At 61.8% G+C, this 26,471-nt stretch carries 25 protein-coding genes; 23 read left to right on the top strand and 2 right to left on the bottom strand.

Features of this window, described 5'->3' with window-relative positions; genetic code table 11:
- Positions 1-57: 57 nt before the first annotated feature.
- Genes Aeroheme_RS15345 through Aeroheme_RS15325 form a run of 5 tightly spaced genes read left to right on the top strand, consistent with a single transcriptional unit; the run spans position 58 to position 5,224 of the window.
- The gene (locus Aeroheme_RS15345) at positions 58-2,505 is read left to right on the top strand and encodes a fimbria/pilus outer membrane usher protein (protein ID WP_411166149.1); all 2,448 of its coding nucleotides are present in this window, start codon (positions 58-60) and stop codon (positions 2,503-2,505) included.
- Positions 2,411-2,611: a FimD/PapC C-terminal domain-containing protein gene (locus Aeroheme_RS15340; RefSeq protein WP_411166148.1), complete on the top strand. Its 201-nt coding sequence runs from the start codon at positions 2,411-2,413 to the stop codon at positions 2,609-2,611. Before Aeroheme_RS15345 ends, Aeroheme_RS15340 begins: the two co-directional genes overlap by 95 nt.
- Complete coding sequence (locus Aeroheme_RS15335) at positions 2,608-3,375, top strand: molecular chaperone (RefSeq protein WP_411166147.1); 768 nt, start codon at positions 2,608-2,610, stop codon at positions 3,373-3,375. Before Aeroheme_RS15340 ends, Aeroheme_RS15335 begins: the two co-directional genes overlap by 4 nt.
- Entirely contained in the window at positions 3,368-4,402 is a 1,035-nt protein-coding gene (locus tag Aeroheme_RS15330; protein ID WP_411166146.1) for a fimbrial protein, read from the top strand. Before Aeroheme_RS15335 ends, Aeroheme_RS15330 begins: the two co-directional genes overlap by 8 nt.
- A 39-nt stretch (positions 4,403-4,441) precedes the next feature.
- Positions 4,442-5,224 (top strand): BPSS1780 family membrane protein, encoded by a 783-nt coding sequence (locus Aeroheme_RS15325; protein WP_106887556.1) that lies wholly within the window; start codon positions 4,442-4,444, stop codon positions 5,222-5,224.
- A gap of 48 nt (positions 5,225-5,272) precedes the next feature.
- Here the strand turns inward: Aeroheme_RS15325 and Aeroheme_RS15320 are convergent, their stop codons facing one another.
- Positions 5,273-6,175: a LysR family transcriptional regulator gene (locus Aeroheme_RS15320; RefSeq protein ID WP_411166145.1), complete on the bottom strand. Its 903-nt coding sequence runs from the start codon at positions 6,173-6,175 to the stop codon at positions 5,273-5,275.
- Between the two features lie 121 nt (positions 6,176-6,296).
- Between Aeroheme_RS15320 and Aeroheme_RS15315 the strand changes: the two genes are divergently transcribed.
- The 3 genes from Aeroheme_RS15315 (at position 6,297) to oxyR (ending at position 8,932) form a co-directional block, all read left to right on the top strand.
- On the top strand, positions 6,297-7,154 hold the full coding sequence (locus Aeroheme_RS15315; protein WP_411166144.1) for a Vmh family MBL fold metallo-hydrolase: 858 nt from the start codon (positions 6,297-6,299) through the stop codon (positions 7,152-7,154).
- A 79-nt stretch (positions 7,155-7,233) separates the two neighbouring features.
- Positions 7,234-7,869 (top strand): DsbA family protein, encoded by a 636-nt coding sequence (locus Aeroheme_RS15310; RefSeq protein WP_411166143.1) that lies wholly within the window; start codon positions 7,234-7,236, stop codon positions 7,867-7,869.
- Between the two features lie 166 nt (positions 7,870-8,035).
- The gene (gene oxyR, locus Aeroheme_RS15305; protein WP_262108763.1) at positions 8,036-8,932 is read left to right on the top strand and encodes a DNA-binding transcriptional regulator OxyR; all 897 of its coding nucleotides are present in this window, start codon (positions 8,036-8,038) and stop codon (positions 8,930-8,932) included.
- A 57-nt stretch (positions 8,933-8,989) separates the two neighbouring features.
- Here the strand turns inward: oxyR and Aeroheme_RS15300 are convergent, their stop codons facing one another.
- Positions 8,990-11,479 carry a penicillin-binding protein 1A gene (locus Aeroheme_RS15300; protein WP_393937069.1) on the bottom strand — a complete coding sequence of 830 codons (2,490 nt, stop codon included), beginning with the start codon at positions 11,477-11,479 and terminating at the stop codon, positions 8,990-8,992.
- 297 nt (positions 11,480-11,776) lie between these two features.
- Between Aeroheme_RS15300 and tapM the strand changes: the two genes are divergently transcribed.
- The 15 genes from tapM to Aeroheme_RS15225 all read left to right on the top strand — a co-directional run bounded on the left by tapM (position 11,777) and on the right by Aeroheme_RS15225 (position 26,421).
- Entirely contained in the window at positions 11,777-12,838 is a 1,062-nt protein-coding gene (gene tapM / locus Aeroheme_RS15295; RefSeq protein ID WP_353851738.1) for a PilM family type IVa pilus assembly protein TapM, read from the top strand.
- Positions 12,826-13,395: a PilN family type IV pilus biogenesis protein TapN gene (gene tapN / locus Aeroheme_RS15290; RefSeq protein ID WP_106887549.1), complete on the top strand. Its 570-nt coding sequence runs from the start codon at positions 12,826-12,828 to the stop codon at positions 13,393-13,395. Before tapM ends, tapN begins: the two co-directional genes overlap by 13 nt.
- Positions 13,392-13,991, top strand: a complete 600-nt coding sequence (gene tapO, locus Aeroheme_RS15285; RefSeq protein ID WP_234677969.1) for a PilO family type IV pilus biogenesis protein TapO — start codon at positions 13,392-13,394, stop codon at positions 13,989-13,991. The genes tapN and tapO overlap by 4 nt, the downstream gene beginning before the upstream one ends.
- 2 nt (positions 13,992-13,993) lie before the next feature.
- The gene (locus tag Aeroheme_RS15280; RefSeq protein ID WP_025326151.1) at positions 13,994-14,521 is read left to right on the top strand and encodes a pilus assembly protein PilP; all 528 of its coding nucleotides are present in this window, start codon (positions 13,994-13,996) and stop codon (positions 14,519-14,521) included.
- A 16-nt stretch (positions 14,522-14,537) separates the two neighbouring features.
- Positions 14,538-16,775 (top strand): type IV pilus secretin PilQ, encoded by a 2,238-nt coding sequence (locus Aeroheme_RS15275; protein ID WP_411166142.1) that lies wholly within the window; start codon positions 14,538-14,540, stop codon positions 16,773-16,775.
- Positions 16,776-16,966: 191 nt separating this feature from the next.
- On the top strand, positions 16,967-17,485 hold the full coding sequence (aroK, locus tag Aeroheme_RS15270) for a shikimate kinase AroK (protein ID WP_005329951.1): 519 nt from the start codon (positions 16,967-16,969) through the stop codon (positions 17,483-17,485).
- Between the two features lie 16 nt (positions 17,486-17,501).
- A complete protein-coding gene (gene aroB / locus Aeroheme_RS15265) occupies positions 17,502-18,584 on the top strand; it encodes a 3-dehydroquinate synthase (RefSeq protein ID WP_106887546.1) in 1,083 nt (360 codons plus the stop codon).
- Entirely contained in the window at positions 18,574-20,112 is a 1,539-nt protein-coding gene (locus Aeroheme_RS15260; RefSeq protein WP_411166141.1) for an SPOR domain-containing protein, read from the top strand. Before aroB ends, Aeroheme_RS15260 begins: the two co-directional genes overlap by 11 nt.
- A gap of 70 nt (positions 20,113-20,182) precedes the next feature.
- Entirely contained in the window at positions 20,183-21,055 is an 873-nt protein-coding gene (locus Aeroheme_RS15255; RefSeq protein ID WP_139745818.1) for a Dam family site-specific DNA-(adenine-N6)-methyltransferase, read from the top strand.
- A 247-nt stretch (positions 21,056-21,302) separates the two neighbouring features.
- Positions 21,303-21,974 carry a ribulose-phosphate 3-epimerase gene (gene rpe, locus Aeroheme_RS15250; protein ID WP_041205203.1) on the top strand — a complete coding sequence of 224 codons (672 nt, stop codon included), beginning with the start codon at positions 21,303-21,305 and terminating at the stop codon, positions 21,972-21,974.
- Positions 21,964-22,629: a phosphoglycolate phosphatase gene (locus Aeroheme_RS15245; protein ID WP_163136293.1), complete on the top strand. Its 666-nt coding sequence runs from the start codon at positions 21,964-21,966 to the stop codon at positions 22,627-22,629. Before rpe ends, Aeroheme_RS15245 begins: the two co-directional genes overlap by 11 nt.
- A gap of 17 nt (positions 22,630-22,646) precedes the next feature.
- Positions 22,647-23,651, top strand: a complete 1,005-nt coding sequence (trpS, locus tag Aeroheme_RS15240; RefSeq protein ID WP_025326158.1) for a tryptophan--tRNA ligase — start codon at positions 22,647-22,649, stop codon at positions 23,649-23,651.
- 123 nt (positions 23,652-23,774) lie between these two features.
- Positions 23,775-23,990 (top strand): hypothetical protein, encoded by a 216-nt coding sequence (locus tag Aeroheme_RS15235; RefSeq protein WP_106887541.1) that lies wholly within the window; start codon positions 23,775-23,777, stop codon positions 23,988-23,990.
- Positions 23,991-24,343: 353 nt separating this feature from the next.
- The gene (locus Aeroheme_RS15230) at positions 24,344-24,925 is read left to right on the top strand and encodes an aminodeoxychorismate synthase component II (RefSeq protein ID WP_393937056.1); all 582 of its coding nucleotides are present in this window, start codon (positions 24,344-24,346) and stop codon (positions 24,923-24,925) included.
- Positions 24,926-25,203: 278 nt separating this feature from the next.
- Positions 25,204-26,421: an aspartate aminotransferase family protein gene (locus tag Aeroheme_RS15225; RefSeq protein ID WP_163136287.1), complete on the top strand. Its 1,218-nt coding sequence runs from the start codon at positions 25,204-25,206 to the stop codon at positions 26,419-26,421.
- Positions 26,422-26,471 lie beyond the last annotated feature (50 nt).

Genomic DNA, 26,471 nt, shown 5'->3' with positions numbered 1-26,471 from the left:
GGACTCAAGGTTCGGCGCTCCCGGTGCACAGGCCGGCGCTGAGGGGGGAGCTATACAGTGACAGCCAGAATGCCCCTCTCTTGCTGCCTTCATGCCACCGCCCTCTGGCACGCCGGTTGCTGTCTCTCCCTGTTGCTCTGGTGCCCCCTTGCCATGGGGGACGAGGTGGCCGGGCAAGCGATCAGTCCACCCGCCGACATCGAGTTTGACAGCCGCCTGCTCGACAGCCTGGGGGTCAACATCGACCTGGCCCGCTTCTCCCGTGCCGACTTCATCCCCCCCGGGCGCTACCAGCTCGACATCACCATCAATGGCAAGGAGAGAATAAGCCAGCAGGTGGAGGTGAGAGCGGGGCAGGATCCCGGGACGCCCCTGTTCTGCTTTCATCCGGATCAGCTGACGCAGTGGGGGCTCTTGGTCGACAAGCTGCCCGATCAAGCGTCGGTGCGGCAGCAACTCCAGGGCGACTGCATAGAGGTGGGAGCCCTGGTGCCGGGGGCCAGCTTCACCTTCGATCTGGCCAGCCTGAGCGGCGCGCTCAGCCTGCCCCAGGCTTATCTCGGTCAGATCAGACGTGACTATGTGGGGCCTGAGCAGTGGGTGCAGGGGATCAATGCGGCCTTCGTCGGCTATAACGCCAACCTCTATTACAGCGAGCAGGAGAGCATAGGGGAGCCATTGAGCAGCAGCCTCAACCTCAACACCGGCATTAACCTAGGTGCCTGGCGCCTGCGTCACAACGGCTCCTGGCAGGGCAACCAGGGGGGTGGCTATCAACCCCTCAACAGCTATGCGCAGCGGGATGTCACCTCCCGCAAAGCCCAGCTGACGCTGGGGGAGTACTTCACCCCAGGCGACAGCTTCGACAGCGTGCCCTTCACCGGCGTGCAGCTCGCCAGCGACGACGCCATGCTGCCGGATTTCGAGCGGGGCTTCGCCCCCGTGGTGCGCGGGGTGGCCCAGAGCAATGCCAGGGTCACCATACGGCAGGGCAGCGCCCTCATCTATGAGACCCAGGTCGCCCCCGGTGCCTTTGCCATCGACGATCTTTACGCCACCAGCTTTGCCGGTGATCTGGATGTGACCATCACGGAGGCGGATGGCAGCGAGCGCAGCTTCACTCTGCCCTTTTCCTCCGTGGTGCAGATGTTGCGTGACGACACTTCCCGCTTCAGCCTGACCCTGGGACGCTATCGCAATGATGCGGGGCCCGATGGCCCGGATTTTCTGCAAGGCACCTACAGGCGTGGCTTCTCGGATGCCCTGACCCTGTATGGCGGAACCATAGCCGCCGAGGATTACGGCGCACTGCTGGGGGGCGCGGCCATGGGCTCGGACTACGGCGCCCTGGCTCTGGATGTGACCGGCTCCTGGGCGAGGGCGTTGCCCGCCAGCGCGAACGTACCTGACTCCCTCGCCGGTCAGAGCTATCGCCTCACTTACAGCAAGCAGATGGAGAGGACCCAGACCTACTTCACCCTGGCCGCCTATCGCTTCTCCAGCGAAGGCTATCTCGATCTCAACGACGTGGCGGCGATACAGAGCCAGGCGCTGGACAGGTTGCAGCGGGAGCGCAATCGCTTCCAGCTCAACATCAATCAACCGGTGGGGGAGTGGGGGGATCTCTACTTCAACGGCATTCGCCGCGACTACTGGGGTGGCCAGGGGGAGAGCAGCAGCTTCCAGCTCGGCTACAACCGGGGGTTTGACTGGGGCAGTCTGACCCTGTCGGCCAGCCACTCGTTGGAGGAGGGGGTGGGGGATCAATACGTGCTGAGCCTCAGCATCCCCATCGGGGACAAACTGGGGGCGCCGCGTCTTGGCAGCACCCTCTCCTATCAGGAGGGGCAGGGGGCCAGCGCCAGGCTGGATCTCAATGGCGGCTCCCGGGATGGGCGCTTCTATTACGGTGTCTATGGCAATCAGAGTCGGGGGAGTGGCAACTCGGCCCTGAGCTATGGTGCCAACCTGCAGTATCAGACGGCGGCCACCCAGCTGGGGTTGAGCACCAGCCAGGGGGAGGGTTACGCCCAGTATGTGGCCTCGGCCAAGGGAACCCTGCTGGTCCATGAGGAGGGCTGGGTGCTGGGGCAGACGCAAGGGGAGACGATGGCGCTGGTGGAAGCCAAGGGCGCCCAGGGGGCCAGGGTCAGTCACGGGATCGGCAGCGAGGTGGATGGGGATGGCTATGCCGTGCTGGCCGGGCTCAACCCCTATCGCACCAACATCATAGGCCTGGATCCCGGCGGCTTGCCGCTGGATGTGGAGATAGATGGCAGCGCCCAGATGGTCGCCCCGCGCCGGGGGGCCATCGTCAAGCTGGCGTATGAGACCCATGTCGGCCAGCCCTTGCTGCTCAAGGCCGTGCGTCAGGATGGCAGTGCGCCGCCCTTTGGTGCCGAGGTGGTCGATGGCCGCGGCGACGCCGTGGCCGTGGTCGGCCAGGGGGGGGCTCATCTTCGTGCGTGGCGAGCAGGGAACCCTCCATGTCCAGTGGGGCAATGAGGGGGATGAGCGGTGCCGGCTCGATTATCGGGTTCCTCGGCCGGATCCTGCCATGCCCTATCAGCAGGTCGCCGCCCGCTGCCTCACTCCGGGAGCAAGTTCATGAGAGACCCCATTGGTTGGCATGGCTGGTGCCGGGCCCTGGAAGGGTACGCCGTGCTGTCATGGCTGGCGCTGGGCTCCCTGTTGTGGTGCTCAAGCAGCGAGGCCGCCCTGAACCTGATGCGTACCCGGGTGATCTATGAGGGGGGCACCGAGGCCAGGCTGATGGTACGCAACGACGGTAGCGAGCCCAGTCTGCTGCAGGCCTGGGTCGATGGCGGCAATGAGCAGCAGGGACCGGCCGATGTCTCGACCCCCTTTCTGGTGGTGCCGCCCATGATGCGGCTGGGGCCGCAGAGGGGGCAGGTGCTGCGCATCCTGGGCGCGGATCTGAGCCGGCTCCCCCGGGACAGGGAGTCCCTGTTCTGGCTCAATGTCCTTGGACTGCCCCCCAAGACGCAAGCCTCGCAGGCGGGCGTACAACTGGCTTATCGCACCCGCATCAAGCTGTTCTACCGGCCGGCCGGATTGGCGGGTTCCCCGGCCGAGGTGGTTAGCCGGCTTGGCTGGCAGGGGCAGGCGGGGGGCGGACTCAGGGTCAGCAATCCGGGCCCCTTTCACATCAGCCTGAGCGAGGTGTTGCTGAGCGGGCAGCATCTCGCCTGGCGCGAGGGCGGGGTGCTGCCGCCTTACGGTTCCCTCTCTCTTCCCATGGCGGGCGCCGTACCGGCGGGGGCCCGCGGGCGGCTGCGCTGGATAGACGACGATGGCAATTATCATGAGCAGGAATTTGTTCTGGGCAGGCATGGAGGAGAGCGGGATGAGTGACGGCGTCGGAAACCTGGGCCTGTCTTCCTTGCTGTTGGCGGCACTCCTGCTGGTGGCGGCTTCATGGCCAGGCGAGGTGCAGGCCGTCAATGGCCAGTGTACCAGTCCCTTCGTGGCGACCGGCGCCATCACCGCCGATAACGGTCTCTATCAGCCCGGGGGGACCAGCGGTCCCACCCCCTTCTCGACCACGGGCACGGCCACCTGTGATTGCACCGGGATCTCGGTGGGGCTGCTTGTGACCGTCTATTACCAGGGAACCACCAGCCTGCCGACCCTCTCCGATCCTCTGGGGACCCTCATCAAGCTCAACCCCTATTTCGGCCTCAAGGTGGAGTTCAATGCGGCAGGAAATTATCGGACTATCCCCTTCAACGCGACCAGCAGCGGGTTGCTGGCCGTCTGCATCGGTAACCTGTTGAATCTGGCCTTGGGCGGGATTGATGTTAATGGCGGCCGTTATACCCTGAAGCTGCTCAAGGGGGTCACGGGTACCCAGACCTTCAGTGGCACCGTCGCCCACCTCTTCGTGCGCCGAGCCAATGCACCGGACACCAGTCCGGTCAATGCCTTCAGCACCCTGGCGATGAACATCAGCGTCACCTCGACGCCGACCTGCCAGTTCCCCGCCGGCACCAGCATCCCTATCGATCTCGGCGCCGTGGCGCAGAGTGCCTTCGTCGAGGGGGAGATCCCGAGGGGCTATGCCCCGCGCAGCGTCAATGTGAGCGTGACCTGCAGCCAGATCCCGAGTGACTATCTGGTGCCGCTGCAATACAGCTTCGGGGGGGCGCTCAGTAGCCAGAATCGCTTCGTCACCACCAGCCTGGCCGGGGTCGGGGTAGGCATGGTCGAGCAGGATACGCTGACCCCTATTCCATTTGATACTGCCATCGCGGTACCCTACTCGGCGGCCAGCCACAACACCCAATATCAGGTGAGGCTGTATCCGACCCGGTTGCCGGGTCAGGTGGTGCGCCCCGGTGCTTACACGGGCACCATAATGGTCACGGTGAGCGTGCCCTGATGACAGGGTTTTCTGCCCCTATTTTCGACGAGGTCAATGATGAACAGTGACAGCGCCCTGCGCCGCGAACCCAGACGCCACACCATAGGGCAGGGCTGGATCTGGATCCGCACCGGGTTCGACATCTTCAACAAGGGCATGGGCGCCAGCGTGGCCATGATAGTGATCTGGTTCCTGGTGGGCATGTTGCTGGAACAGCTGCCGGCGGGGGGCTTCATCTCCCAGCTGCTCTACATGGTGTGGGGGGCCGGCTGGGTGGCGGTGGCCCGCCGGGGCTATGAGGGTCATCCCCTGCAGTTTGCCGACTTCTTCGCCGGTTTCCGTCACCGGCTGACCCCGCTGATGCTGGGGGGGCTGATGGTGCTCGCCCTGTTCATGGGGATACTGCTCATCTGCGCCTTCATGCTGCATCAGTGGGGCCTGACCGGCCTGCTCTCCCAGGATCCGGAAACCCTGACCCTGACGCCCGAACAGGCGCAGGGGTTCCTGCTCTGCCTGTTGCTTGGGCTGGCCTTGCTGGTGCCCGTGCTGATGGCCATCACCTTCGCCCCCGCCCTCATCTTCTTCCATGGCGTGGGAGCCTGGCAGGCGGCCCGGCTCAGTTTCAAGGGCTGTATGTGCAACATGTGGCCCTTCCTCTGGTGGGGGCTGCTGGGGGCAGTGCTGATTTTCTTTGGTGCGCTTTTGATGCTGGTGGGTCTGCTGGTGGTGCTGCCAGCCATCAACTACTCCATCTACGCCGCCTATCGCGACATCTATGTGGACGAGGAGGCTGCCGACGACGGCGAGTCGCCGGTCAAGGCATTTGGTTTCGAGGCATAAGCCGACACAGGGATGACAGGGGCCGACAGGCCCCTTTTTCATGGGCCTTCAGCGGGCTTGCCACAGGGGATCATCCGCCATGCGTGCGATCAGGAAGTCGAGGAAGCTGCGCAGCAGGGGGGACATCTGCTTGCGGGTGCCATAGACGGCATAGACGCCGAGCTGCTTGGGCTGCCACTGGGTCAGCAGGGGCACCAGGGCGCCGCTCTCCAGGTGGGCCTGCACCGAGTAGGCTGGCTGCAGGCTGATCCCCGCCCCATCCAGGGTCGCCGCCAGCAGCAGGTTGGAGATGTTGGCGCTGAGGTTGCCGCTCACCGGCACGGATTCGGGGCCATCGGGCCCCTGAAATTCCCACAGGCTCTTGCCGAAATAGGTGTAGGTGAGACAGTTGTGCAGGGCCAGATCCTGCACTTGCTGCGGCGGCGCATGACGGGCCAGGTAGGCGGGGCTGGCACACACCACCGAGTGGCAGGTGCCAAGGCGGCGCGCCACCAGGTTGGGATCCAGATCGTTGGTGATGCGCACCGCGAGATCGATGCGCTCCTCCACCAGGTTGACGGTTCTGTCCAGCAGCAGGATATCGATGGCCGTCCCGGGGTAGCGAGCCAGGTAGTCGTCCGCTGCCTGGACCAGCAGGGCTTCGGAGAGGGAGTAGCTGCTGGTGATGCGCAGTTGCCCCTTGGGGGCCTCGTCACTGCGAATGGCCAGGTGCTCCATCTCTTCCCCTAGCGACAGCATGGCCCTGGCCCGGTTCAGTGCCTCTTCCCCCGGCCCGGTCAGGCTCAGCCGACGGGTGGTGCGGTGCAGCAATCTGGCCCCCATCCAGCGCTCCAGCTCGGCCAGATAGCGCGAGACCATGGCGCGGGACATCTCCAGTTTCTCTCCGGCGCCGCTCAGGCTGCCCTGTTCAACCACGCAGACGAAGACCCGCAATGCGGTCAGTCGATCCATGCTCAGCACCTCTATATGCTCGATTTGTGCAACAGTGATGCGCTTATTATGCGGTATTTGCGCTGAAAAGTTTGCAATAAACTGTGTCCATTCGATGACCACTTACCCACGAGGCATACCCATGAACACAGTACTTCGCACCTTGACCCTGGCCACCACCCTGCTCGGTGGTGCCGCCCTGGCAAGCCCCCTGACAGTGACCGTTTACAACCCCGGCGACAAGGCCATCTTCCCCGTCTCCTCCGAGCTGGTGACCGGCGACAAGGAGGCCATCCTCATCGACGCCCAGTTCGGGGTCAATGACGGCCAGGCGCTGGTGGATCTGATCAAGCAGAGCGGCAAGCGACTGACCACCGTCTACATCAGCGGCGGGGATCCCGACTTCTACTTCGGGCTGGAACCCATCAAGGCGGCCTTCCCCGACGTCAAGATCCTGGCCAGCCAGCACGTGGTCGATCACATCAAGCAGACCAAGGATGCCAAGCTGGCCTACTGGGGCCCCATCCTCGCCGAGCAGGCACCCAAGACCCTGATAGTGCCGCAGGTGATGACGGCCTCCCACCTGACCCTGGATGGCGAGAAGATCGAGATCAAGGAGATGAACACGCCGAGTGCCTATCTCTGGGCTCCTTCCATCAAGACGGCGTTTGGCGGCGTGCCGGTATACAGCGGGGTGCACGTCTGGATGGCGGACAGCCAGACCAAGGCGGCGCGGGCACAGTGGATGCAGGCCCTCGACGGCATGCTGGCCCTCCAGCCTGAGCGGGTCATTCCGGGGCATTTCCTGGGGACCGAGCCCAAGGGCACCCAGGCCGTGACCTTTACCCGTGACTACGTCCAGCGCTTCGAGCAGGAGTTGGCCACCGCCAAGCACAGCGATCAGCTGATCGACGGCCTGAAGAAGGCATTCCCGTCCCTGCCGGTGGACGATGGCCTGGCCATAGGTGCCAAGGTCAACATGGGCGAGATGAAGTGGTAATGGCCTGAGTCCTTTTCCCTGTGTTTTTTGCCGGGCATTCATTGCCCGGTTTTTTGATCAATTGCCGAGGAGCACGCAGATGAACGACACCACACTGCACTATGTATATGACCCCCTCTGTGGCTGGTGCTATGGCGCCGCCCCCCTGCTCGAGGCCGCGGCCGGGATCCCGGATTTGCAGATAGCGTTGCATGCGGGTGGCCTCTGGCTGGGCCCGCGCCGCCAGCAGATGGGCCAGGCCCTGCGGGACCATGTCCGCCCCCATGACGAGCGGATCCAGGCCCTGACCGGCCAGCCTTTCGGTGAGCGCTACTTCAACGAGCTCTTGCTCAGCGACGGTCTCTTCCTCGACTCAGAGCCCCCCATCAGGGCCATCTTGGCGGTCACCGAACTGGGGGGCGATGGTTTGAGCCTGCTGCATCGCATTCAGCAGTCCCATTACCTTGACGGTCAGTGGGTCGGCGACCAGGCCCGTCTCGCGCTGCTGGCGCAGGAGCAGGGCATCACGCCGGAGGCGTTCGCCCAGAGCTGCCAGAAGGTGGATCTCGCCGGGCATCTGGCCCAAAGCCAGGGCTGGCTGCGCCGGCTCGGCGGACAGGGATTCCCGACCCTCGGGCTGATGCGGGGGGGAAGCCTCATCCCGCTACCCGTCTCCTCATTCTTGGGGGAGCCGCAAGCCTTCGCGAACCATCTCGCCGCCCTGATGGCGGCCTGATCCTGGCCATGCCCGGGTTTGCCGCATCGGCCCCTGGGGTCAGGGCAGCGGGGCAGACCGGGTTGGTGGGGCAGGGGAGACAACTCCCCGTTTCGGGCTTCCCTTGTCCCCCGCACCGTTCTTGGGCATGCTAACGGCCTCTTTAGATTGGCAGGATGCAGTACCTATGAACCTTCGCGATCTCGAGTACCTGGTAGCGCTGGAAGAGGAGAAACATTTTCGCAAGGCGGCGGAGCGCTGCTTCGTCAGCCAGCCGACCCTGAGCGGCCAGCTGCGCAAGCTGGAAGATGAGCTGGGGGTGATCCTGATCGAGCGCACCTCCCGCAAGGTGTTGTTTACCCCGGCCGGCGATGCCATGGCCCTGCAGGCCCGCAAGGTGCTCAAAGAGGTGCGCGAGCTCAAGAGCATAGGCCAGCACTTCGCCGAGCCCATGTCCGGCGAGATCCACATCGGCTTCATTCCCACAGTGGGCCCCTATCTCTTGCCCCACATCATTCAGGATCTGCGGGAGCACTTCCCCAAGCTGGAGTTCTATCTCTACGAGGAGCAGACCCAGGTGCTGCTCAAGCGGCTGGAGGAGGGGGAGCTGGATTGCCTGGTGCTCGCCGAGCTGGAGGGCATGGAGGGCTTTGGCTCCATCCCTCTCTATCAGGAGCCTATGTGGCTGGCGGTGCCCCAGCATCATCCGGAAGCCAGTGCCAGGGCGGTGCCGCTTGGCAATCTCAAGGGCAAGAAGTTGCTGATGCTGGCCGATGGTCACTGCCTGCGGGATCAGGCGATGGGCTTCTGTTTTGCCGCCGGCATAGGCGAGGATCAGCGCTTCAAGGGCACCAGTCTCGAGACCCTGCGCAACATGGTGGCGGCCGGCAGCGGCATGACGCTGGTGCCCAGGCTGGCGGTGCCCGCCAACGCCGAGGAGGGGGGCGTCAGCTATCGCCCTGTGATAGACCCTGTGCCGGGGCGCACCATCTCCCTGCTCTATCGCCACTACTCGGTGCGCCGCCCCTGCTTCAATGAACTGGCCTCCCGGATCTCTGCCCTGATGAAGGGGCTGCTCGGCTGAGGGGCAGATAAAAAAACCGGCGCCAGGGCGCCGGTTTTTTTTGCCGCAACGGGCAGCTTAGAAGATGTCGTCGGTGGAGACGGGGCCATCGCTGCTGGAGCCATCGCCGCCGTAGACCTCATTGCCATCGGAGAGCTGGCTCGCATAGCGGGTCGGTTCAGTCCCTTCCTTGAAGAACTCCTCCATGCTGGCGCCATCGGCACGGTTGGTCAGCAGACCTGTCTCCCGATCGATGCGTACCTGCATGATCCCTTCGGGGACCGGCATCTTGCGCTCGGGCACTTGCTGCAGGGCCGTCTTCATGAAGTCGATCCAGATGGGCTGGGCGGCGCCGCCACCGAATTCGGCCCGGCCGAGACCGCGCTGGTGGTTGTCAAACCCTATCCAGGAGGTGGCCACCAGATTCGGGGTGTAACCGGAGAACCAGGCATCCCTCGATTCGTTGGTGGTCCCCGTCTTGCCCGAGATGTCGTGACGCTTGAGGTCACGGGCCGCGCGCCAGCCGGTACCACGCCAGCCATTGCCACCCCAGATGGCGGTGGTCAGGGTGTCGGTGATCAGGAAGGCGCTCTGGGCACTGATGGTCTGGGGCGCCATGTTGTTGGGTACGACAGGGTCAATTGGGCACTGGGCCTTCCAGTCAGGGACAGTGTTGGCGTAGGCATCGGCGCTGTCGAGCCCGGCGGCGGCCAGTACACCGCAGTCGCGGCAGGCGGCGGCCGGATTGGCCTGATACAGGGGAGTGCCAAAGCTGTCGGTCACTTCGGTGATGAAGTAAGGGGTCACCTGGAAGCCGCCATTGGCCAGTACCGAGTAACCGCGCACCACTTCCAGCGGGGTGAACTCGGCGGCCCCCAGGGCCAGGGATTCGTTGGCAGAGATGTGCTCGCGGGCGAAGCCGAAGCGGGTCAGGCCATCGATATAGGTATCCAGCCCGATGGCGCGCATCAGCCGGACCGACATCACGTTCTTGGACTTGGCGAGGCCAAGGCGCAGTGTGGTCGGGCCCTCATAGATGGCTGGCGAGTTCTTGGGCTGCCACATGGGGCCCTTGGCGGGATCCCACTGGTTGATCGGGGCGTCGTTGATGAGGGACGCCAGGGTATAGCCCTGCTCCAGTGCGGTGGCATAGAGGAAGGGCTTGATGTTGGAGCCGACCTGGCGGCGAGCCTGATCGACCCGGTTGAACTTGGAGAGCTCGAAGCTGAAGCCGCCGACCAGGGCCTCGATGGCACCGTCCTGCGGGTTCATGGCGACCAGGGCGGCGTTGACGTCAGGGATCTGGGAGAGCAGCAGCTCTTCCCCTTTCTCCCGCACCCAGATCTGGGCGCCGACTTTGAGCACATCCCGTGCCGATTTAGGTGGATAGGTCTGGCGATCGTCGGTGATGAAGGTTCGGGCCCACTTGATGCCGTTCCAGCCGAGTTCGGCCTGCTTGCCATTCTTCAGCACCAGGGTGGCGCTCTTGTCACCGACCTTGGTGACCACGGCGGCCATCAGGGGTTGGTAGGTCGGTTGCTTGGCCAGGTGGGCCATGATCTGGTCGTAGTCCCAGGCCGTTTCCCCGGTCTTCCACAGCAGGGCGGTCGGGCCGCGATAGCCGTGGCGGGTGTCATAGTCGAAGACGCCGTCCAGCAGCGCCTGGTGGGCGGCGCGCTGGCGCTTGGCGGTGACAGTGGTGTAGACGTGCAGCCCCATGGTGTAGGCATCTTCACCAAACTGCTCCACCATCTTCTGGCGCACCATCTCGCTCAGGTAAGGGGCGTTGAGGGTCGTCTCGGCACCGTGATAACGGGCCTTGACCGGCATCTTGGAGGCCTCGTCAAACTGGGCCTGGGTGATCTTGCCGGTCTCCAGCATGCGGCCCAGCACCACGTTGCGGCGCGCAAAGGCGCGCTCCGGCGAACGTATGGGGTTCAGCATGGAAGGGGCTTTTGGCAGCCCGGCTATGATGGCGATCTCGTCCAGGGTCAGATCCTTGACGTCTTTGCCGAAGTAGACCTGGGCGGCGGCGCCGACCCCGAATGCCCGGTAACCGAGGGGGATCTTGTTGAGATAGAGGGTGAGGATCTCATCCTTGGAAAGGTTCTGCTCGATGCGCCAGGCCAGGAAGACTTCCTTTATCTTGCGCACCAGTGTCTTCTCGTTGCTCAGGAAGAAGTTGCGCGCAACCTGCTGGGTGATGGTACTGGCGCCCTGGCGGGCCTGGCCGGAGACGGCCCAGACGGTGGCGGCCCGGATGATGCCGATGGGGTCTATGCCCGGGTGCTCATAGAAGCGGGCATCTTCGGTGGCGAGCACGGCATCTATCATGGACTGGGGAATTTCATCCAGCCGCAACGGGATACGACGAATTTCGCCGAACTGGGAGATCAACTCCCCATCCCGGCTGTACACCTTCATCGGGGTGGCCAGTTTGACATCGCGCAGGGCGCTCACATCCGGCAACTGGGGCTTGATGTAGAAGTAGATGCCGATGAGGCTGGCAACACCCAGCACTGCACCCAGCATCATGACAATAAACAGGCGAACGAGCCATTTCAGCATGGAAGAACTACCAATCGTCTTAAAATTAGCCAACGGGCGCAGAGTATAGCCTTTTTACCCTCGCGGATTCGAGGTTTTCCTGTCCGGAGACATCGACCTCGAGAAGAGGCGGGAGGGTAGCATTCCAGGACGCAATTACCAAGGGGGCCGCAATCAAGGCCGAAAGGAGAGCAGCGTCAACTTTTGACATAAACTTTATGACATTGATAGATAGAGCATTATATTGAGTTAAGTCATCACCTCGTGATGCGCTGTCCTACAATAAGTCCTAAAACCCAATAACGCATGGATGTGTATATGTTTGGGCTATTAAGTAAGGGATCCCTCCTCTCCTTGGCGGGCATTGATTTTGGCAGTCAAACCATCAAGGCCGTCACCCTCAGCGGACGTCCTGGCAAGGTGCATCTCGAATCGGTTGCCGAGATACCCATGCCCAAGGGCACCCTGGTCGATTATCAACTGCAGGACATTGAACGGGTCAGCCAGTCCCTCAAGTCGCTCAAGCGGCTCATTCAAGGGGATTGTCAGCAGGTGGCCACGGCCGTGACAGGCTCCAATGTCATCACCAAGGTCATTCAGGTTGATGCCAACATCAACGAGAACGAGCTGGAGAACCAGGTTCACCTGGAGGCAGAACAGCTCATTCCCTTCCCCCTCGATGAGGTCAGCCTGGATTTCGAGATCCTCGGTCTGACGGCCGACGAGAGCCGCCAGGAGGTGCTGCTGAGCGCGGCGCGCACCGAGAGCGTCAACGGCCGGGTCAGTGCGCTGACGGAGGCTGGCATGAATACCATGGTGGTGGACGTGGGGGCCCATGCGTTGGGACGTGCCGTGCTGGCCTGTCTGCCCGAGCTGCAAACCTGGGACAAGCCGGTCGGCATCGTCGACATAGGCGCCAGTGCCATGACCTTTGCCGCCCTGCTCAGGGGGGAGGTCGTCTACTCCCGCCTGCAGAATTTCGGTGGCGATCAATACAGCCAGGCCCTGGCCTCTTTTTACAGCATGAGCCTGGAAGAGGCGGAGTTTGCCAAGGTTCAGGGCAGCTTGCCTGCCGACCATGAGGTGGATGTGTTGTTGCCCCACCTCAGCACGCTGGTGTTGCAGGTCAGGCGCAATGTGCAGCTCTTTTGCAGCTCGTCCGGCAACAAGGAGTTGTCAAAACTGGTGCTGACGGGAGGGGGCAGTCTGCTGCCGGGTCTCGTCGGGCAGCTAGGCAGCGAGCTCAACTGTGAAGTGCTGCATCCCGACCCCTTCGCCTTGTTTGGCAAGCCCAGGGGGGAAGGAGGCCTCATCCATGGGGCCAAATACATGGCGGCATTCGGTCTGGCACTGCGGAGCTTCACACCATGTCAAATATAAACCTCCTTCCCTGGCGGCTTGCCAGGGCCCAGCGCCAGAAGAAGCAGTTTGGCATCATGATCGGCCTTTTCCTAGCGGCCACCGCCTCCCTTGCCTTTGCCGTCGACTGGCTGGTGCAGCAGCAGATCGGCTATCAGCAGCAGCGCAACCAGCGTCTGCAGCAGGAGATGGCCACACTCGATACCCAGCTCGGCGAGATCCGGCTGCTCAAGGAGCGCCGCAAGGAGCTGATCGATCGGATGCAGCTTATCGAGCAGTTGCAGACAAGGCGCAACATACCGGTACGCCTGTTCAACCAGCTACCCGTGCTGGTGCCCAATGGGGTCTATCTCAATACTCTGGCCTTGCAGGCCAACAGAATCGATGTCAACGGCAAGGCCGAAGCCTATGGCCGGGTTGCCAGCATGATGAGGCGCATCGATGGGTCTGGCTGGCTGGGACAATCTCAGCTCAGCACCATCTTCACGGCAGACGTGGCGCCCGTGGCCCTCAGCCAGTTCTCCATGATGTTCCAGATTGCCGGCGTCGCTCCGGTCGCGACTAAGGGGCAACAATGAACCTGCAACAACTCAATGACCTGGATCTCAATGACATCGCGCGCTGGCCAAAAGTCGCCAAGGGGATCTTCATCCTGTTTTGCTGTGCCCTGCTGGGTGGCGCCATTTACTACTATGTGATTGCCAACTCCCTGACGGCCTTGCGGCAGGAGGCCGCTAAAGAACAGGAGCTGAAGGCCCAATTCGAGAGCAAGGCCATGCTGGCCGCCAACCTGGAGGCATACAGGAAGCAGATGGTGCAGCTTGAACATTTGGTGGATACCCAGCTCAAGCAGTTGCCCAATACCCATGAAGTGGCAGGGTTGCTGGATGACATCAGCTTTATCGCCACCGATAACGGGCTCAAATTGAACAGGATCAACTGGGAGGCAGAGGTCAAACACGAATTCTCGACCGAACTGCCCATGCGCATCGAGGTGGTGGGCACCTATCACGAGCTCGGCAAGTTCACGGCAGACATGGCCGCGTTGCCGCGCATCGTGATCCTGGATTCGTTTCAGCTCAATCAAGGCCGGGGCCAGGACGAGTTGATAGGCATGTCCATGCAGGCCAAGACCTACAAGTACAACGGTAAAACCCTGGAGCAGAAGCCATGAGCATGAGAGTGATCGGACTCCTCTTGCCGGTGCTGTTGTTGACGGCCTGTGGCGGACAGGAGGACATGGACGAGTACGTACAACAAACCAAGGCGAGGAAACCCATCCCGATCGAGCCCTTGCCGGAGATAAAACCATTCTCCCCCATGGCCTATCAGCGCAGTGATCAACGCAGCCCCTTCATTGAACCGCAACCAGAGACCAGCTCCAGGGTGGATGCCAAGACCAAGCCGGACTGCGCCCAGATAGTGGCCAGTCGGGAGAAGGAGGTGCTGGAACGCTACTCGCTGGCCAGTTTGAGCATGAAGGGATCCATCGGCAAACAGGGACAGTTGTGGGCACTGATCAGGACCCCGGACGGGCAAGCCGTTCGCGTGGGGCTCAATCAGTACATGGGACTGGATCAGGGAAGAGTCATCAAGATAACGAATACCCATGTTGACTTGATGGAAACGGTACCGGATGGCAAAGGATGCTGGGTCACCCGAGAAACTCAGCTGGCCATGGCCAATCTCGACGCAAAACTATGATCAGGGATGAGCAGAGATGAGAACAACAATAAGAAGGATGAGGGGTGTGGCGCTGCTGTGGCTGGGCGTATGCACTCAGGTGTGGGCGGTGCCGGCGTTGCAGGAGGTCAAGGTGAATCCGCTGCTGGCCGATCAACTCTTGCTGGAGCTGAGCTTCAGCGAGCCAGTGAGCGGATTTACCGACAGACTGTCGTATGAGCCCAATCAGCTCCTGCTGCACGTGCCCGGCGCCATAGGGGCGCTGACGGTCAACCCGCTGCCCATCAAGCAGCAGGGGGTGGACAACCTCAAGGTGGAGGGCAAGGGAGAGGGGCTGGATATCAAGATAGCGCTCGATCAGCTGACCCCTTATCAGGTCCATCAACAGGGCAACAAATTGCTGGTGTCATTGGGAGAGAAGGCCGGCCAGCCGGTGGCTGCGACTGCGGTCTCCCCTGCTGCCAGTCCGTCGGCGCTTGTCAGGAGCCAGCCTGTTACCCAGTCTGCACTGATTGATACCCAGCGGGTCGCCCAGAACCAGTCTCAGTACCAGCCCGCGGCTGTCTCCTCTCCCTTGGCGGCTCCCGCCCCTGTTGCTGCCAGCAAACCCGTGTTGTCCGTCTCGCAGGCGAATACAGGCGGTGCTTATTTCAACTCGGTCAAGGGTGTGGATTTTCGCCGTGGCAAGGAGGGACAGGGGGAGTTTCTGGTGACCCTGGACAACAGCTCGGCGGCAGTGGATGTGAGCAGCCGCGGCCAGAAGGTGCTCGCCAAGTTCCACGGCACCCGGATCCCGGATGATCAACTGAATCTTATCAATGTGCAGGATTTTGCGACCCCTGTCTCCCTGGTGGAGGTGTTCCGCCAGGGCAATGACACCTTGTTTGAGCTCTCGGTCAATGGTCAGTTTGATTATCGCTACGACCAGGCCGACAAGATGTTCATCATAGAGGTGAAGAAGCGGGTCGCGACCACGACAGCGAAACAATATCAGGGCAAACCAATCTCGTTGAACTTCCAGGATATTCCTGTTCGGACAGTGCTGCAGATCATCGCCGACTTCAATAATCTCAATCTGGTGACCACGGATTCCGTCTCCGGCAATATCACGCTGCGTCTCGATGGTGTGCCCTGGGAGCAGGCGCTCGACATCATCCTCAAGGTCAGAGGGCTCGACAAGCGGCTGGACAACAACATACTGCTGGTGGCCCCGGCGGACGAGATTGCCGCACGAGAGAAACAGCAGCTGGAGAGCCGCAATCAGGTAGCCGACCTCGCGCCGCTCTATACCGAGTACCTGCAGATCAACTATGCCAAGGCATCCGAAGTGGCGGCCCTGCTCTCCTCCGATAGCACCAAGCTGCTCTCTCCCAGAGGGGCGGTGAGCGTGGATGAACGCACCAACGTGCTGGTGGTCAAGGATACGGCGGATGTCATCGGCAACGTCAAGCGGATGCTGGATATCCTCGATATCCCGGTCAAGCAGGTGGTGATCGAGGCGCGCATGGTGACCATAGACGACGGCTTCGACGAGGCCCTGGGGGTGCGTTGGGGGGTGACCAAGAATGACGGTCACGGCAATGGCACCTCGGGCACCATAGAGGGCAATGATGGTTCAGGAAATGGAAATCTGAATCCGGATGGAAGTATCAATACTAATATGACTCGTCCAGATGTGGCAGATCGTCTCAACGTCAACCTGCCGGTGACCAATGCCGCCGGTACCCTGGCCTTCCAGGTCGCTCGTCTGGCCAATGGCACTCTGCTGGATCTCGAACTCTCCGCCCTTGAAAAGGAGAGCAAGGCCGAGATCATTGCGAGCCCTCGCGTCACCACGGCGAACCAGAAGCCGGCCCTGATCGAGCAGGGGACAGAGATCCCCTATGTGGAGTCTTCGTCCAGCGGGGCGACCTCGGTCACCTTCAAGAAGGCGGTGCTGAGTCTCAAGGTCACGCCACAGATCACCCCGGACAACAGGGTCATCCTGGATTTGACCGTGACCCAGGATACCAAGGGGGAGACCGTCCCGACCGGTACCGGGGATGCGGTCTCCATCAACGCCCAGTCCATCACCACCCAGGTGCTGGTCAACAACGGCGAGACCCTTGTGCTGGGCGGCATCTATCAGCAGACCATCAAGAGCGACGTCAGCAAGGTGCCGCTGCTGGGGGATATTCCCGGTCTGGGTTACCTGTTCAAGAAAACCACCAGCGAGAACAAGAAGCGTGAACTGCTGATCTTCGTGACCCCGAGGATAGTCACCGACGCCCTCTGAAAACTTTACATGTGAGGGTAAAACACATATAACCTTACGCCCCGATGAGGCTGGGGCGTAAGGGCTGCGGTTGCCAGTCCTGGTTTCTATTGAGATAATCCCCCTCCTGATCCATCGCAAGATAAGGTTCATAGGTACCCCGGTCGAGTAGTTACCGGGGCCATACAGTTTGTAATTACTAACGAAAAGACATGGCTGAGAAACGCAATATTTTCCTGATAGGTCCCATGGGTGCGGGCAAGAGCACCATAGGTAGACATCTGGCAGAACAACTGCACATGGAGTTTTTCGACTCAGATCATGAGATTGAGCGCCGCAGTGGTGCCGATATCGGCTGGGTGTTCGATGTTGAAGGCGAAGAGGGTTTCCGGATCCGCGAAGAGAAGGTGATCGGTGAACTCGCCGAGCAGCAGGGTATCGTGCTGGCAACGGGCGGCGGCGCCATCAAGAGCCGTGAAACCCGCAACAAACTCTCTGCGCGCGGCATCGTGGTCTACCTCGAAACCACCATTGAAAAGCAACTGGCGCGTACCCAGAGAGACAAGCGTCGCCCCTTGTTGCAAACCGAAGAGCCGCCCCGCGAAGTGCTGGAGCGTCTGGCCCTCGAGCGCAACGCCCTGTATGAAGAAGTCGCAGACTTTGTCATCCAGACGGATGATCAAAGTGCAAAAGTTGTAGCTAATCAAATCGTTAAGTTGATTGGTATGTAATCAATAGAGGACGTCCATGGAAAGGTTGAAGGTCGAACTGGGTGAGCGCAGCTACCCGATTGAGATAGCTGCTGGTCTGTTGCAACGCCCCGAGGTGCTGGCGCAGACGATCAAGGGCAAGCGGGTCATGATAGTGACCAACACAGTCGTCGCCCCCTTGTATCTTGAGCAGATCATTCAGTTGCTTCCCGGTTTTCAGGTTGAACACCTGATACTGCCGGATGGCGAGGCCTACAAGACCCTGGCTACCTTCGAGCGGATCATGTCTGCTCTGCTGGAAACCAGCCATGGGCGTGACACCACCCTCATCGCCCTGGGGGGCGGCGTGATAGGCGACGTTGTCGGCTTTGCTGCGGCAAGCTATCAACGAGGCATTCCGTTCATTCAGGTGCCTACCACACTGCTTTCCCAGGTTGACTCCTCCGTCGGCGGCAAGACCGCCGTCAACCACCCTCTTGGCAAAAACATGGTGGGTGCCTTCTATCAGCCCAAGCATGTGATCATCGACACCGACTGCCTCAAGACCCTGCCTGCGCGGGAATTTGCCGCCGGCATGGCCGAGGTGATCAAGTACGGCATCATCTGGGATGCGGCCTTCTTCTCCTGGCTCGAAGTCAACATGGCGCGGCTGCAACGCCTTGACGCCGAAGCCCTTTCTTACGCCATTCGCCGTTGCTGTGAAATCAAGGCCGACGTGGTCGGTCAGGACGAGACCGAGCATGGCGTGCGCGCCCTGCTGAACCTGGGTCACACCTTCGGCCATGCCATCGAGGCCGAGAAGGGCTATGGCAACTGGCTCCATGGGGAAGCGGTGGCGGCAGGCATGATGCTGGCGGCCGAAACGGCCCTGGCCCGTGGCGACATGACGGCGCAAGAGGTTGCAAGAGTCCGCGACCTGCTGCTGGCGGCGTACCTGCCGGTGCTGGCGCCGCCCGAGATGGACTTTGCCGCCTTCATTCGCCATATGCGCCGTGACAAGAAGGTGCTGGAAGGCAAGCTGCGGCTGGTGTTGCCAGCCGGGATCGGGCAGGCTCAGGTGGTGGCCGATGTGACGGATGCGCAGCTGATGGCGGTGATCGAGTCTGGTCGTGACCAATAACAAATTGCTGAAATTGCCTTCCCAGCGGCAGCTGGTTGACCGGCTGCTGCACCTGATTGAGTTCAATCACCCTTATATTTTTCTCTCAGGCAAGCCCGGCAGCGGCCGTGGCACCCTGTGTGAATCCCTGCTTGCCCAACTGCCTGACACTGTTCGGGTGGTGAGCCTCATCGGCAGCCCGGCCATGAAGATGGCGGACGTGCGCCAGTTGCTGCTTCAGCAGGTGGTGGCGCGCCCCCTGTTCAATGCGCAGGATGCGCTGGCCGACAGCTTCTTCCGCATGCTGGAGGGCAAGCCTTCCACCCTGCTGCTCATGATCGAGCGCGCCGACACCCTGCCCGCCGAACTGGTGGGGGAGCTGTGGGCGCTCTGTCGCCATAACGATACCCTGGCCTCTCCCCATAAACTGGCCATCCTGCTCTCGGGCAGTGACGTCTGGTGTCGCGATCAGAAGAGTGCCCTCAAGGGGCGGGCCATGCCCGCACTCGAGCTGGAAGTCGCGCCACTGAGGGCGCCTGAGCAACGCATCTTCCTGTATGAGAAGGCCAAGGAGCTGAAGATCCCGGCGGCCCTCTTGCCCAAGCCGAAAGTGGAAGAGATCCTGAAGGGGGCGGGGGGACACCCGTCCGCCATCATGCAGTCATTGGAGGATGTCATGACCGACAGAAGGCCCAAGAAACGTCAGGCCGAGTTGCCCGTCAAGAAGATTGCGACCGTGCTGGCCCTGGCGGCCGCCGGTTTGCTGGCCCTGAGCTATCTCCCTCTGTTCGAGGAGGCAGGCAAGGAGCAACCCCAGACCTCGTCCCAGGGGATGGCATTGCCCGACCCCGTCGCCACCGATCCGCTGAATGTCGGTGCGGCGAGCGGGGCTCAGGGGAGCCAGGCGAGCAGTGGCGCCGATGCCAGCTCTTCAAGCAACCAGGTTGCCCGGGATTGGCAACCCGATGCCAAGACCTTGCCCAAGAAGGTCGAGAGCGAGACGGTCACCACCGAGTCGAGCAATTACGAGGGGCGCCGGGTCGTCATCTCCGATGAAGTGGTTGAGAAACTGATGACACAGCCCAACGTCAGCGGTGCCCTGCCGACGGCTGTGGTGGACGAGCTGGTCGGCGGGAGTTCCCGTGCGGCCCCGACCGGGGCGGCGGCACAGACACAGAGCACGGCGCCTGTTGCCAAGGCGACGCCCACTCCTGCCGCGACTGCGCCCGCCGCGGCACCGGCGCCCAAGGTGGCCCTGACGCCGGTGGCGACCCTCAACAAGAAGGCGAGGAACCATTACAGCATCCAGCTGATGGGGGCGAGCAACACCCAGGCGGTCGACAGCTTCGTGGCCGAGCATGGGCTGGCGGGCAAGGTCTGGGTCTACAAGACCCGCTTCCGTGGCAGCCCCTGGTACGTGGTGGTGCAGGGCGACTATGCCAACAGCACCCAGGCCAAGGCGGCGATCCGCAAGCTCTCCCCCGCCTTGCTCAAGGGACAGCCCTGGCCCAAGTCGTTTGCCCAGATACAAAAAGAATTGAAGCAATAGCCAGTCGCCCGGGGAAGGGGGTAGAATCGTCCCCCTTTTTTGGGCATTGCCTTCTTAACACCGGACTTCCATGAAAAAAACACGCGCGTTTTTAAAATGGGCCGGGGGAAAATACTCCCTGGTCGAAGAGATTGCCGAGCGCTTGCCGGCCGGGCGTGTGTTGCTGGAGCCCTTCGTCGGAGCGGGCTCGGTGTTTCTCAACACGGATTACGATGCCTATGTGCTCAACGACATCAATCCGGATCTGATCGGTCTCTACAACCACCTCAAGCGGCAGCCGGACAACTTCATCCACGAGGCGCGCAAGCTGTTTGTGGCCGAGCACAACCACAAGACCGCCTATTATCGGCTGCGCACCCAGTTCAACCAGACCGAAGCCGGGTTCGAACGGGCTCAGCTGTTCCTGTTTCTGAATCGCCACGGGTTCAACGGCCTGTGCCGCTACAACAAGAAGGGCGGCTTCAACGTGCCGTTCGGTTCGTACAAGAAGCCCTATTTTCCGGAGAAAGAGCTGTGGGCCTTCGCCGAGAAGGCCCAGAAGGCCACCTTCATCTGCGAGAGTTATGCCGATGCCATGGCCAGGGCGGAGGAAGACTGGGTGATCTACTGCGATCCCCCCTATGCGCCGCTCTCCACCACGGCGAGCTTCACCAGCTATTCGGCCGGTGGCTTCACCCTGGATGATCAGGCCCTGCTGGCCAGGTTGGCGCGCCATACTGCCGCCCACAAGGGGGTGCCCGTGCTCATCAGCAATCACGACATCGAGCTGACCCGGGAACTCTATCGCGGGGCCCGGCTGGACGAGATCCTGGTCAAGCGCACCATCAGTCGCAACGGTGGCAGCCGCAACAAGGTGGCCGAGCTGCTGGCGCTCTACCCGCCTGGCATAGCCCCCGAGCAGGGCCATTACCCCGGCGAGGCCGAGCTGGTCTCTGTCGGTTGAGTCATGAACGGTCCCTGCGGGGACCGTTGTCGTTTCTGCCCGGGCAGTCACCTGTCTGGTGGGGCAAGTGCAAAGCCCGCGTCTTCTGGAGGTGCGGGTTGTTTTCATCCCGCCTTTGCGGCGAGACTCGCGGCCCGCGTCTTCTGCAACTGCGGTCCGCATTCCCTGTACGTGCGGGTCGTTTTCATCGCCCATTTGCGATAAAATTGCGCCGCTTTTTCTGCCACGCTGCCAATGGATGACGCTGATGAAAGACTTTCTGATTGCCCCCTCTATCCTCTCCGCCGACTTTGCCCGCCTGGGCGAGGATGTGGCCAAGGTGCTGGCCGCCGGGGCCGACGTGGTGCACTTCGACGTGATGGACAACCACTATGTCCCCAACCTGACCATAGGCCCCATGGTCTGTCAGGCCCTGCGTGACTACGGCATCGAGGCCCCCATCGATGTGCACCTGATGGTCAAGCCGGTGGATCGCATAGTGCCCGATTTCGCCAAGGCGGGTGCCAACCTGATCACCTTCCACCCGGAAGCCTCCGATCACGTGGACCGTACCCTGGGTCTCATCAAGGAGCAGGGGTGCCAGGCCGGTCTGGTGCTGAACCCGGCCACGCCGCTCACCTGCCTCGAGTACGTGATGGACAAGCTGGACGTGATCCTGCTGATGTCGGTCAACCCGGGCTTTGGTGGTCAGAGCTTCATCCCTGGCACCCTCGACAAGCTGCGTCAGGTGCGTCGCCTGATCGACGAGAGCGGCCGTGACATTCGCCTCGAGATCGACGGTGGCGTCAAGGTGGAGAACATCCGCGAGATCGCCGCCGCCGGGGCTGACATGTTCGTGGCGGGCTCCGCCATCTTCGGCAAGCCGGATTACAAGGCGGTGATCGATCAGATGCGGGCGGAGCTGGCTCATGTCCGTTGAACGTCCCTTCGATCTGGTGCTGTTCGATCTGGATGGCACCCTGATTGACAGCGCCTCCCAGCTGGCGCTGGCGGTCAACCGCACCCTGACCGATCTGGGGCTGCCCGAGGCCGACGAGGCCGTGGTGCGCACCTGGGTCGGCAACGGCGCCGACAAGCTGATCCAGCGCGCGCTGGACTATCGCGAGGCGCCCGAACTGTTTGCCAAGGCCCGCCCCCTGTTTGACCAGCACTATCAGGCCTGCCTGCTGCAAGGGTTGGCCATGTATGACGGGGTGGAGCAGAGCCTGCGCCGCCTGCAGGCGCTCGGTTACCGCCAAGCCGTGGTGACCAACAAGCCGAGTCACTTCGTGCAGCCCATTCTGGATGCCCTCGGCATCGGCGACTGCTTCGCGCTCTGGCTGGGGGGCAACTGCGTGCCCGTCAAGAAGCCGAGCCCGGATCCGTTGCTGCACGCCTGCCAGGAGCTGGGGGTCAGCCCGTCCCGCACCCTTATGGTGGGAGACTCCGAAAATGATGTGCTGGCCGCCCAGGCTGCCGGCATGAAGGTGGTGGGGCTCACCTACGGCTACAACTATGGCCGCCCCATCGCAGATTCCCGCCCTGACTGGGTATGCGAGCAGTTTGCAGAGCTCGATGCCCTCTTGGCTGAATAACAAGGATCAACACATTCATGGCTAAACCAATCGTATTGAGCGGGGCCCAACCCTCGGGCCAGCTGACCATAGGCAACTACATGGGCGCCTTGCGTCAGTGGGTCAACATGCAGGATGACTTCGACTGCCTCTACTGCATCGTCGATCTGCACGCCATCACCACCCGCCAGGAGCCTGCCGCCCTGCGCAAGGCCTGCCTGGATGCCGCCGCCCTCTATCTGGCGGTCGGCATAGATCCGGCCAAGAGCACCGTCTTCATCCAGTCCCACGTGCCCCAGCACGCCGAGCTCGGCTGGATCCTGAACTGCTATACCCAGATGGGCGAACTGTCGCGCATGACCCAGTTCAAGGACAAGTCCGCCCGTTTCGAGAACAACGTCAACGTCGGCCTGTTCGGCTATCCGGTGCTGATGGCGGCGGACATCCTGCTCTATCAGGCCAACCAGGTGCCGGTCGGCAACGACCAGAAGCAGCATCTGGAGCTGACCCGCGACATCTGCACCCGGTTCAACAACCTCTACGGTGAGGTCTTCACCCTGCCTGAGCCCTTCATCCCGACCGACGGTGCCCGGGTGATGAGCCTGCAGGATCCCACCAAGAAGATGTCCAAGTCCGACGACAACGAGGCGAACTTCATCGGCCTGCTGGAAGATCCCAAGCAGATCGTCAAGAAGATCAAGCGGGCGATGACCGACTCCGACGAGCCGGCGGTGGTGCGCTTCGATCCCGAGAACAAGCCGGGGGTCTCCAACCTGCTGACCCTGATGTCCGGTGTGACAGGTCGCTCCATTCCGGAGCTCGAGCAGCACTTCGAGGGCAAGATGTACGGCCACCTCAAGAGCGAGACGGCCGATGCCGTGGTCGCCCTGCTGGAGCCCATCCAGGCCCGCTTCCGCGAGTTGCGTCAGGATGAGACTCATCTGCAGGCCATTTTGGCGGCTGGCGCACAAAAGGCGCGGGAAAGGGCTGAAAAAACCCTGATCAGCGTATATGATGTCGTCGGCTTCGTTCCTCGAGCCTGACATACTGGGAAGGTGTAGTTGTAGAGAGCTGGGTATTTGCCTGGCTTTCTTTGTTTTACCCGACCCCTGGTTCGTCATCTCCTCTTCCAATGTCAAACGCGGGCGCTTGCCCCAAGAGAAAGCATGTCTGTCGAATCAAATACAGTGATTGAAGAACTGAGTGACAAGGGCCACTGGCTGCGCAAGTTTCGCAAGGCCAAGAACCTCAACACCCTGCAGCTGATGGTCTCCAATGCCATCGACAAGCACCACAAGACCCCGGCCATTGCCGCCGCCATCTATCTGGCCGAATGCCAGCGCGAGCGCGAGCTGGAGCAGGGGCGTTATCTGGATCGCTGAAGCGCTCCCGGGCTCTGCCCATCTGCCGATGGGCCGCCATTTCACACCCCGCTTTCGGCCCTTACGCCTTGCTCCGTCTTTTTCCCCTGTTCCCCTGCCCAGTCGTGGACTATCCGGCGTCTTCTGCCTGCGCTCGTCTGCTTCCCTGCTAAAGGGCATGAGTTGCATGGGGCAATGCCATCGAGCTGGCAGAGAGTTGGTCTTGCAGAAATGAGGCTGCCATCCATACCCGCGCATAGCCCCTCAGCGGTTTATTAACGGGGGCAGACATGCCAGAATGCGCGGCGTTTGTCCGTGGACGGCCGGCATGGGCAGTCCGATCACCGTCTCTGTTCTATTCCCAGGGCTTTCTCATGCTGCTACTCATCGACAACTACGACTCCTTTACCTGGAACCTGGTGCAATATTTTGGCGCCCTGGGTCAGGAGGTGCAGGTCAGGCGCAACGACGAGCTGAGCCTGGACGAGATAGTCAGGCTTGCCCCCCGCCATCTGGTGATCTCCCCCGGTCCCTGCACGCCCAATGAAGCGGGCATCTCCCTGGCTGCCATCTCCCGTTTTGCCGGCGAGATCCCCATCCTCGGCGTCTGTCTCGGTCACCAGTCCCTGGCCCAGGCGTTCGGTGCCCGTGTGGTCCGTGCCCGTCAGGTGATGCACGGCAAGACCTCCCTTATCCGCCATCGGGGGGAGGGGGTGTTCAAGGGGCTCAAGGATCCGCTGCGGGTCACCCGCTACCATTCGCTCATCGTGGAGCGTGAAACCCTGCCCGATTGCTTCGAGATCACCGCCTGGAGCGAGCACGCCGATGGCTCCATGGATGAGATCATGGGGCTGCGGCATAAAACACTGGCACTGGAGGGGGTTCAGTTCCACCCGGAAAGCATCTTGAGCGAGCAGGGGCACCAGTTGCTGGCCAACTTTTTGGCCGTTTCCTGAAAAAATCGTGATCCTCGTCTCATAATCGAAATGAGGCCAAAAAAATTTTCCCTGACACTTTATTCACCCTGCTTCCTGCCCAAATTATCTCTTGCCAACACCCCCTGAGCCGTTATGCAATGCGGTTGCCTAAAATCTCACAGGCAATCGAACATTGTTCCTCATTGGCGGTTAAGTTACAGACTTTTTACTTTTTTTCTGTGATAATTCCGCCACGTTTACACGGATTTAACTTTTGGGCGGTGGATTATTCTGCCGCGATATAGCAGGAGAGCAATATGTCAGAGTTGTTGGCAGTGACACGTGAAGTGTTTGATGAAGTGATGGTTCCCAACTATGCGCCGGCCAAGATCATTCCGGTGCGCGGTGAGGGATCACGTGTCTGGGATCAGGAAGGCCGCGAGTATGTCGACTTCGCGGGCGGGATCGCGGTCAATGGTCTGGGCCATTGCCATCCCAAGCTGGTCGAAGCCCTGAAAACCCAGGGCGAGAAGCTGTGGCACCTCTCCAACGTGATGACCAACGAGCCGGCCCTGCGCCTGGCCAAGAAGCTGGTCGCCGCCACCTTTGCCGATAAGGTCTATTTCTGCAACTCCGGCGCCGAAGCGAACGAAGCCGCCCTCAAGCTGGCCCGTCGTTACGCCATCGACAAGTTCGGTGCCCACAAGACCCAGATCATCGCCTTCCACCAGGGCTTCCACGGCCGCACCTTCTTCACCGTGAGCGTCGGCGGCCAGGCGGCCTACTCCGATGGTTTCGGTCCCAAGCCCGCCGACATCACCCACGTGACCTACAACGATCTGGCCGAGCTGGCCTCCGTCATCTCCGACAATACCTGCGCCGTGGTGATGGAGCCGCTGCAAGGTGAGGGTGGCATCATCAGCCCCACCGACGAGTTTGCCAAGGGCGTGCGTGAGCTGTGCGACAAGCACAATGCCCTGCTGGTCTATGACGAGGTGCAATCCGGGGTCGGTCGTACCGGCGAGCTGTTCGCCTACATGGGCCTTGGCGTCACGCCGGACATCCTCACCAGCGCCAAGGCGCTCGGCGGCGGCTTCCCCATCGGCGCCATGCTGACCACCACCGAGATCGCTTCCCACCTGAAAGTGGGCACTCACGGCTCCACCTACGGCGGCAACCCGCTGGCGTGCGCCGTGGCCGAAGCCGTGCTGGACGTGGTCAACACCCCACAAGTGCTGAGCGGTATCAAGCAGCGCGAGCAGCTGTTCCGCGACGGTCTCGCCGCCATCAACGCCAAGTACCACTGCTTCAGCGAAGTGCGTGGCCAGGGCCTGCTGCTGGGCGCCGTGCTGAACGATGACTTCAAGGGCCGCTCCCGCGACTTCCTGCTGGCCTCCATCGATCAGGGGCTGATGGCACTGGTGGCAGGCACCAACGTGGTGCGCTTCGCACCGTCACTGGTTATTCCGGAGGCGGACATCAAGGAAGGGTTGGCACGGTTCGAAAAAGCGGTCGCTCAGGTGGTTAACGCCTGATCCAAGTTGAGGTGGGGAGCCCTCCCGGCAGGAGCCGGGACCCCACCTGT

Source organism: Aeromonas sp. DSM 116730 (genome assembly GCF_046581335.1).
GTDB classification, from domain to species: domain Bacteria; phylum Pseudomonadota; class Gammaproteobacteria; order Enterobacterales; family Aeromonadaceae; genus Aeromonas; species Aeromonas rivipollensis.
Note: the sequence above shows the minus strand (reverse complement) of the source record. Positions and strands in the feature narration are given on the sequence as shown.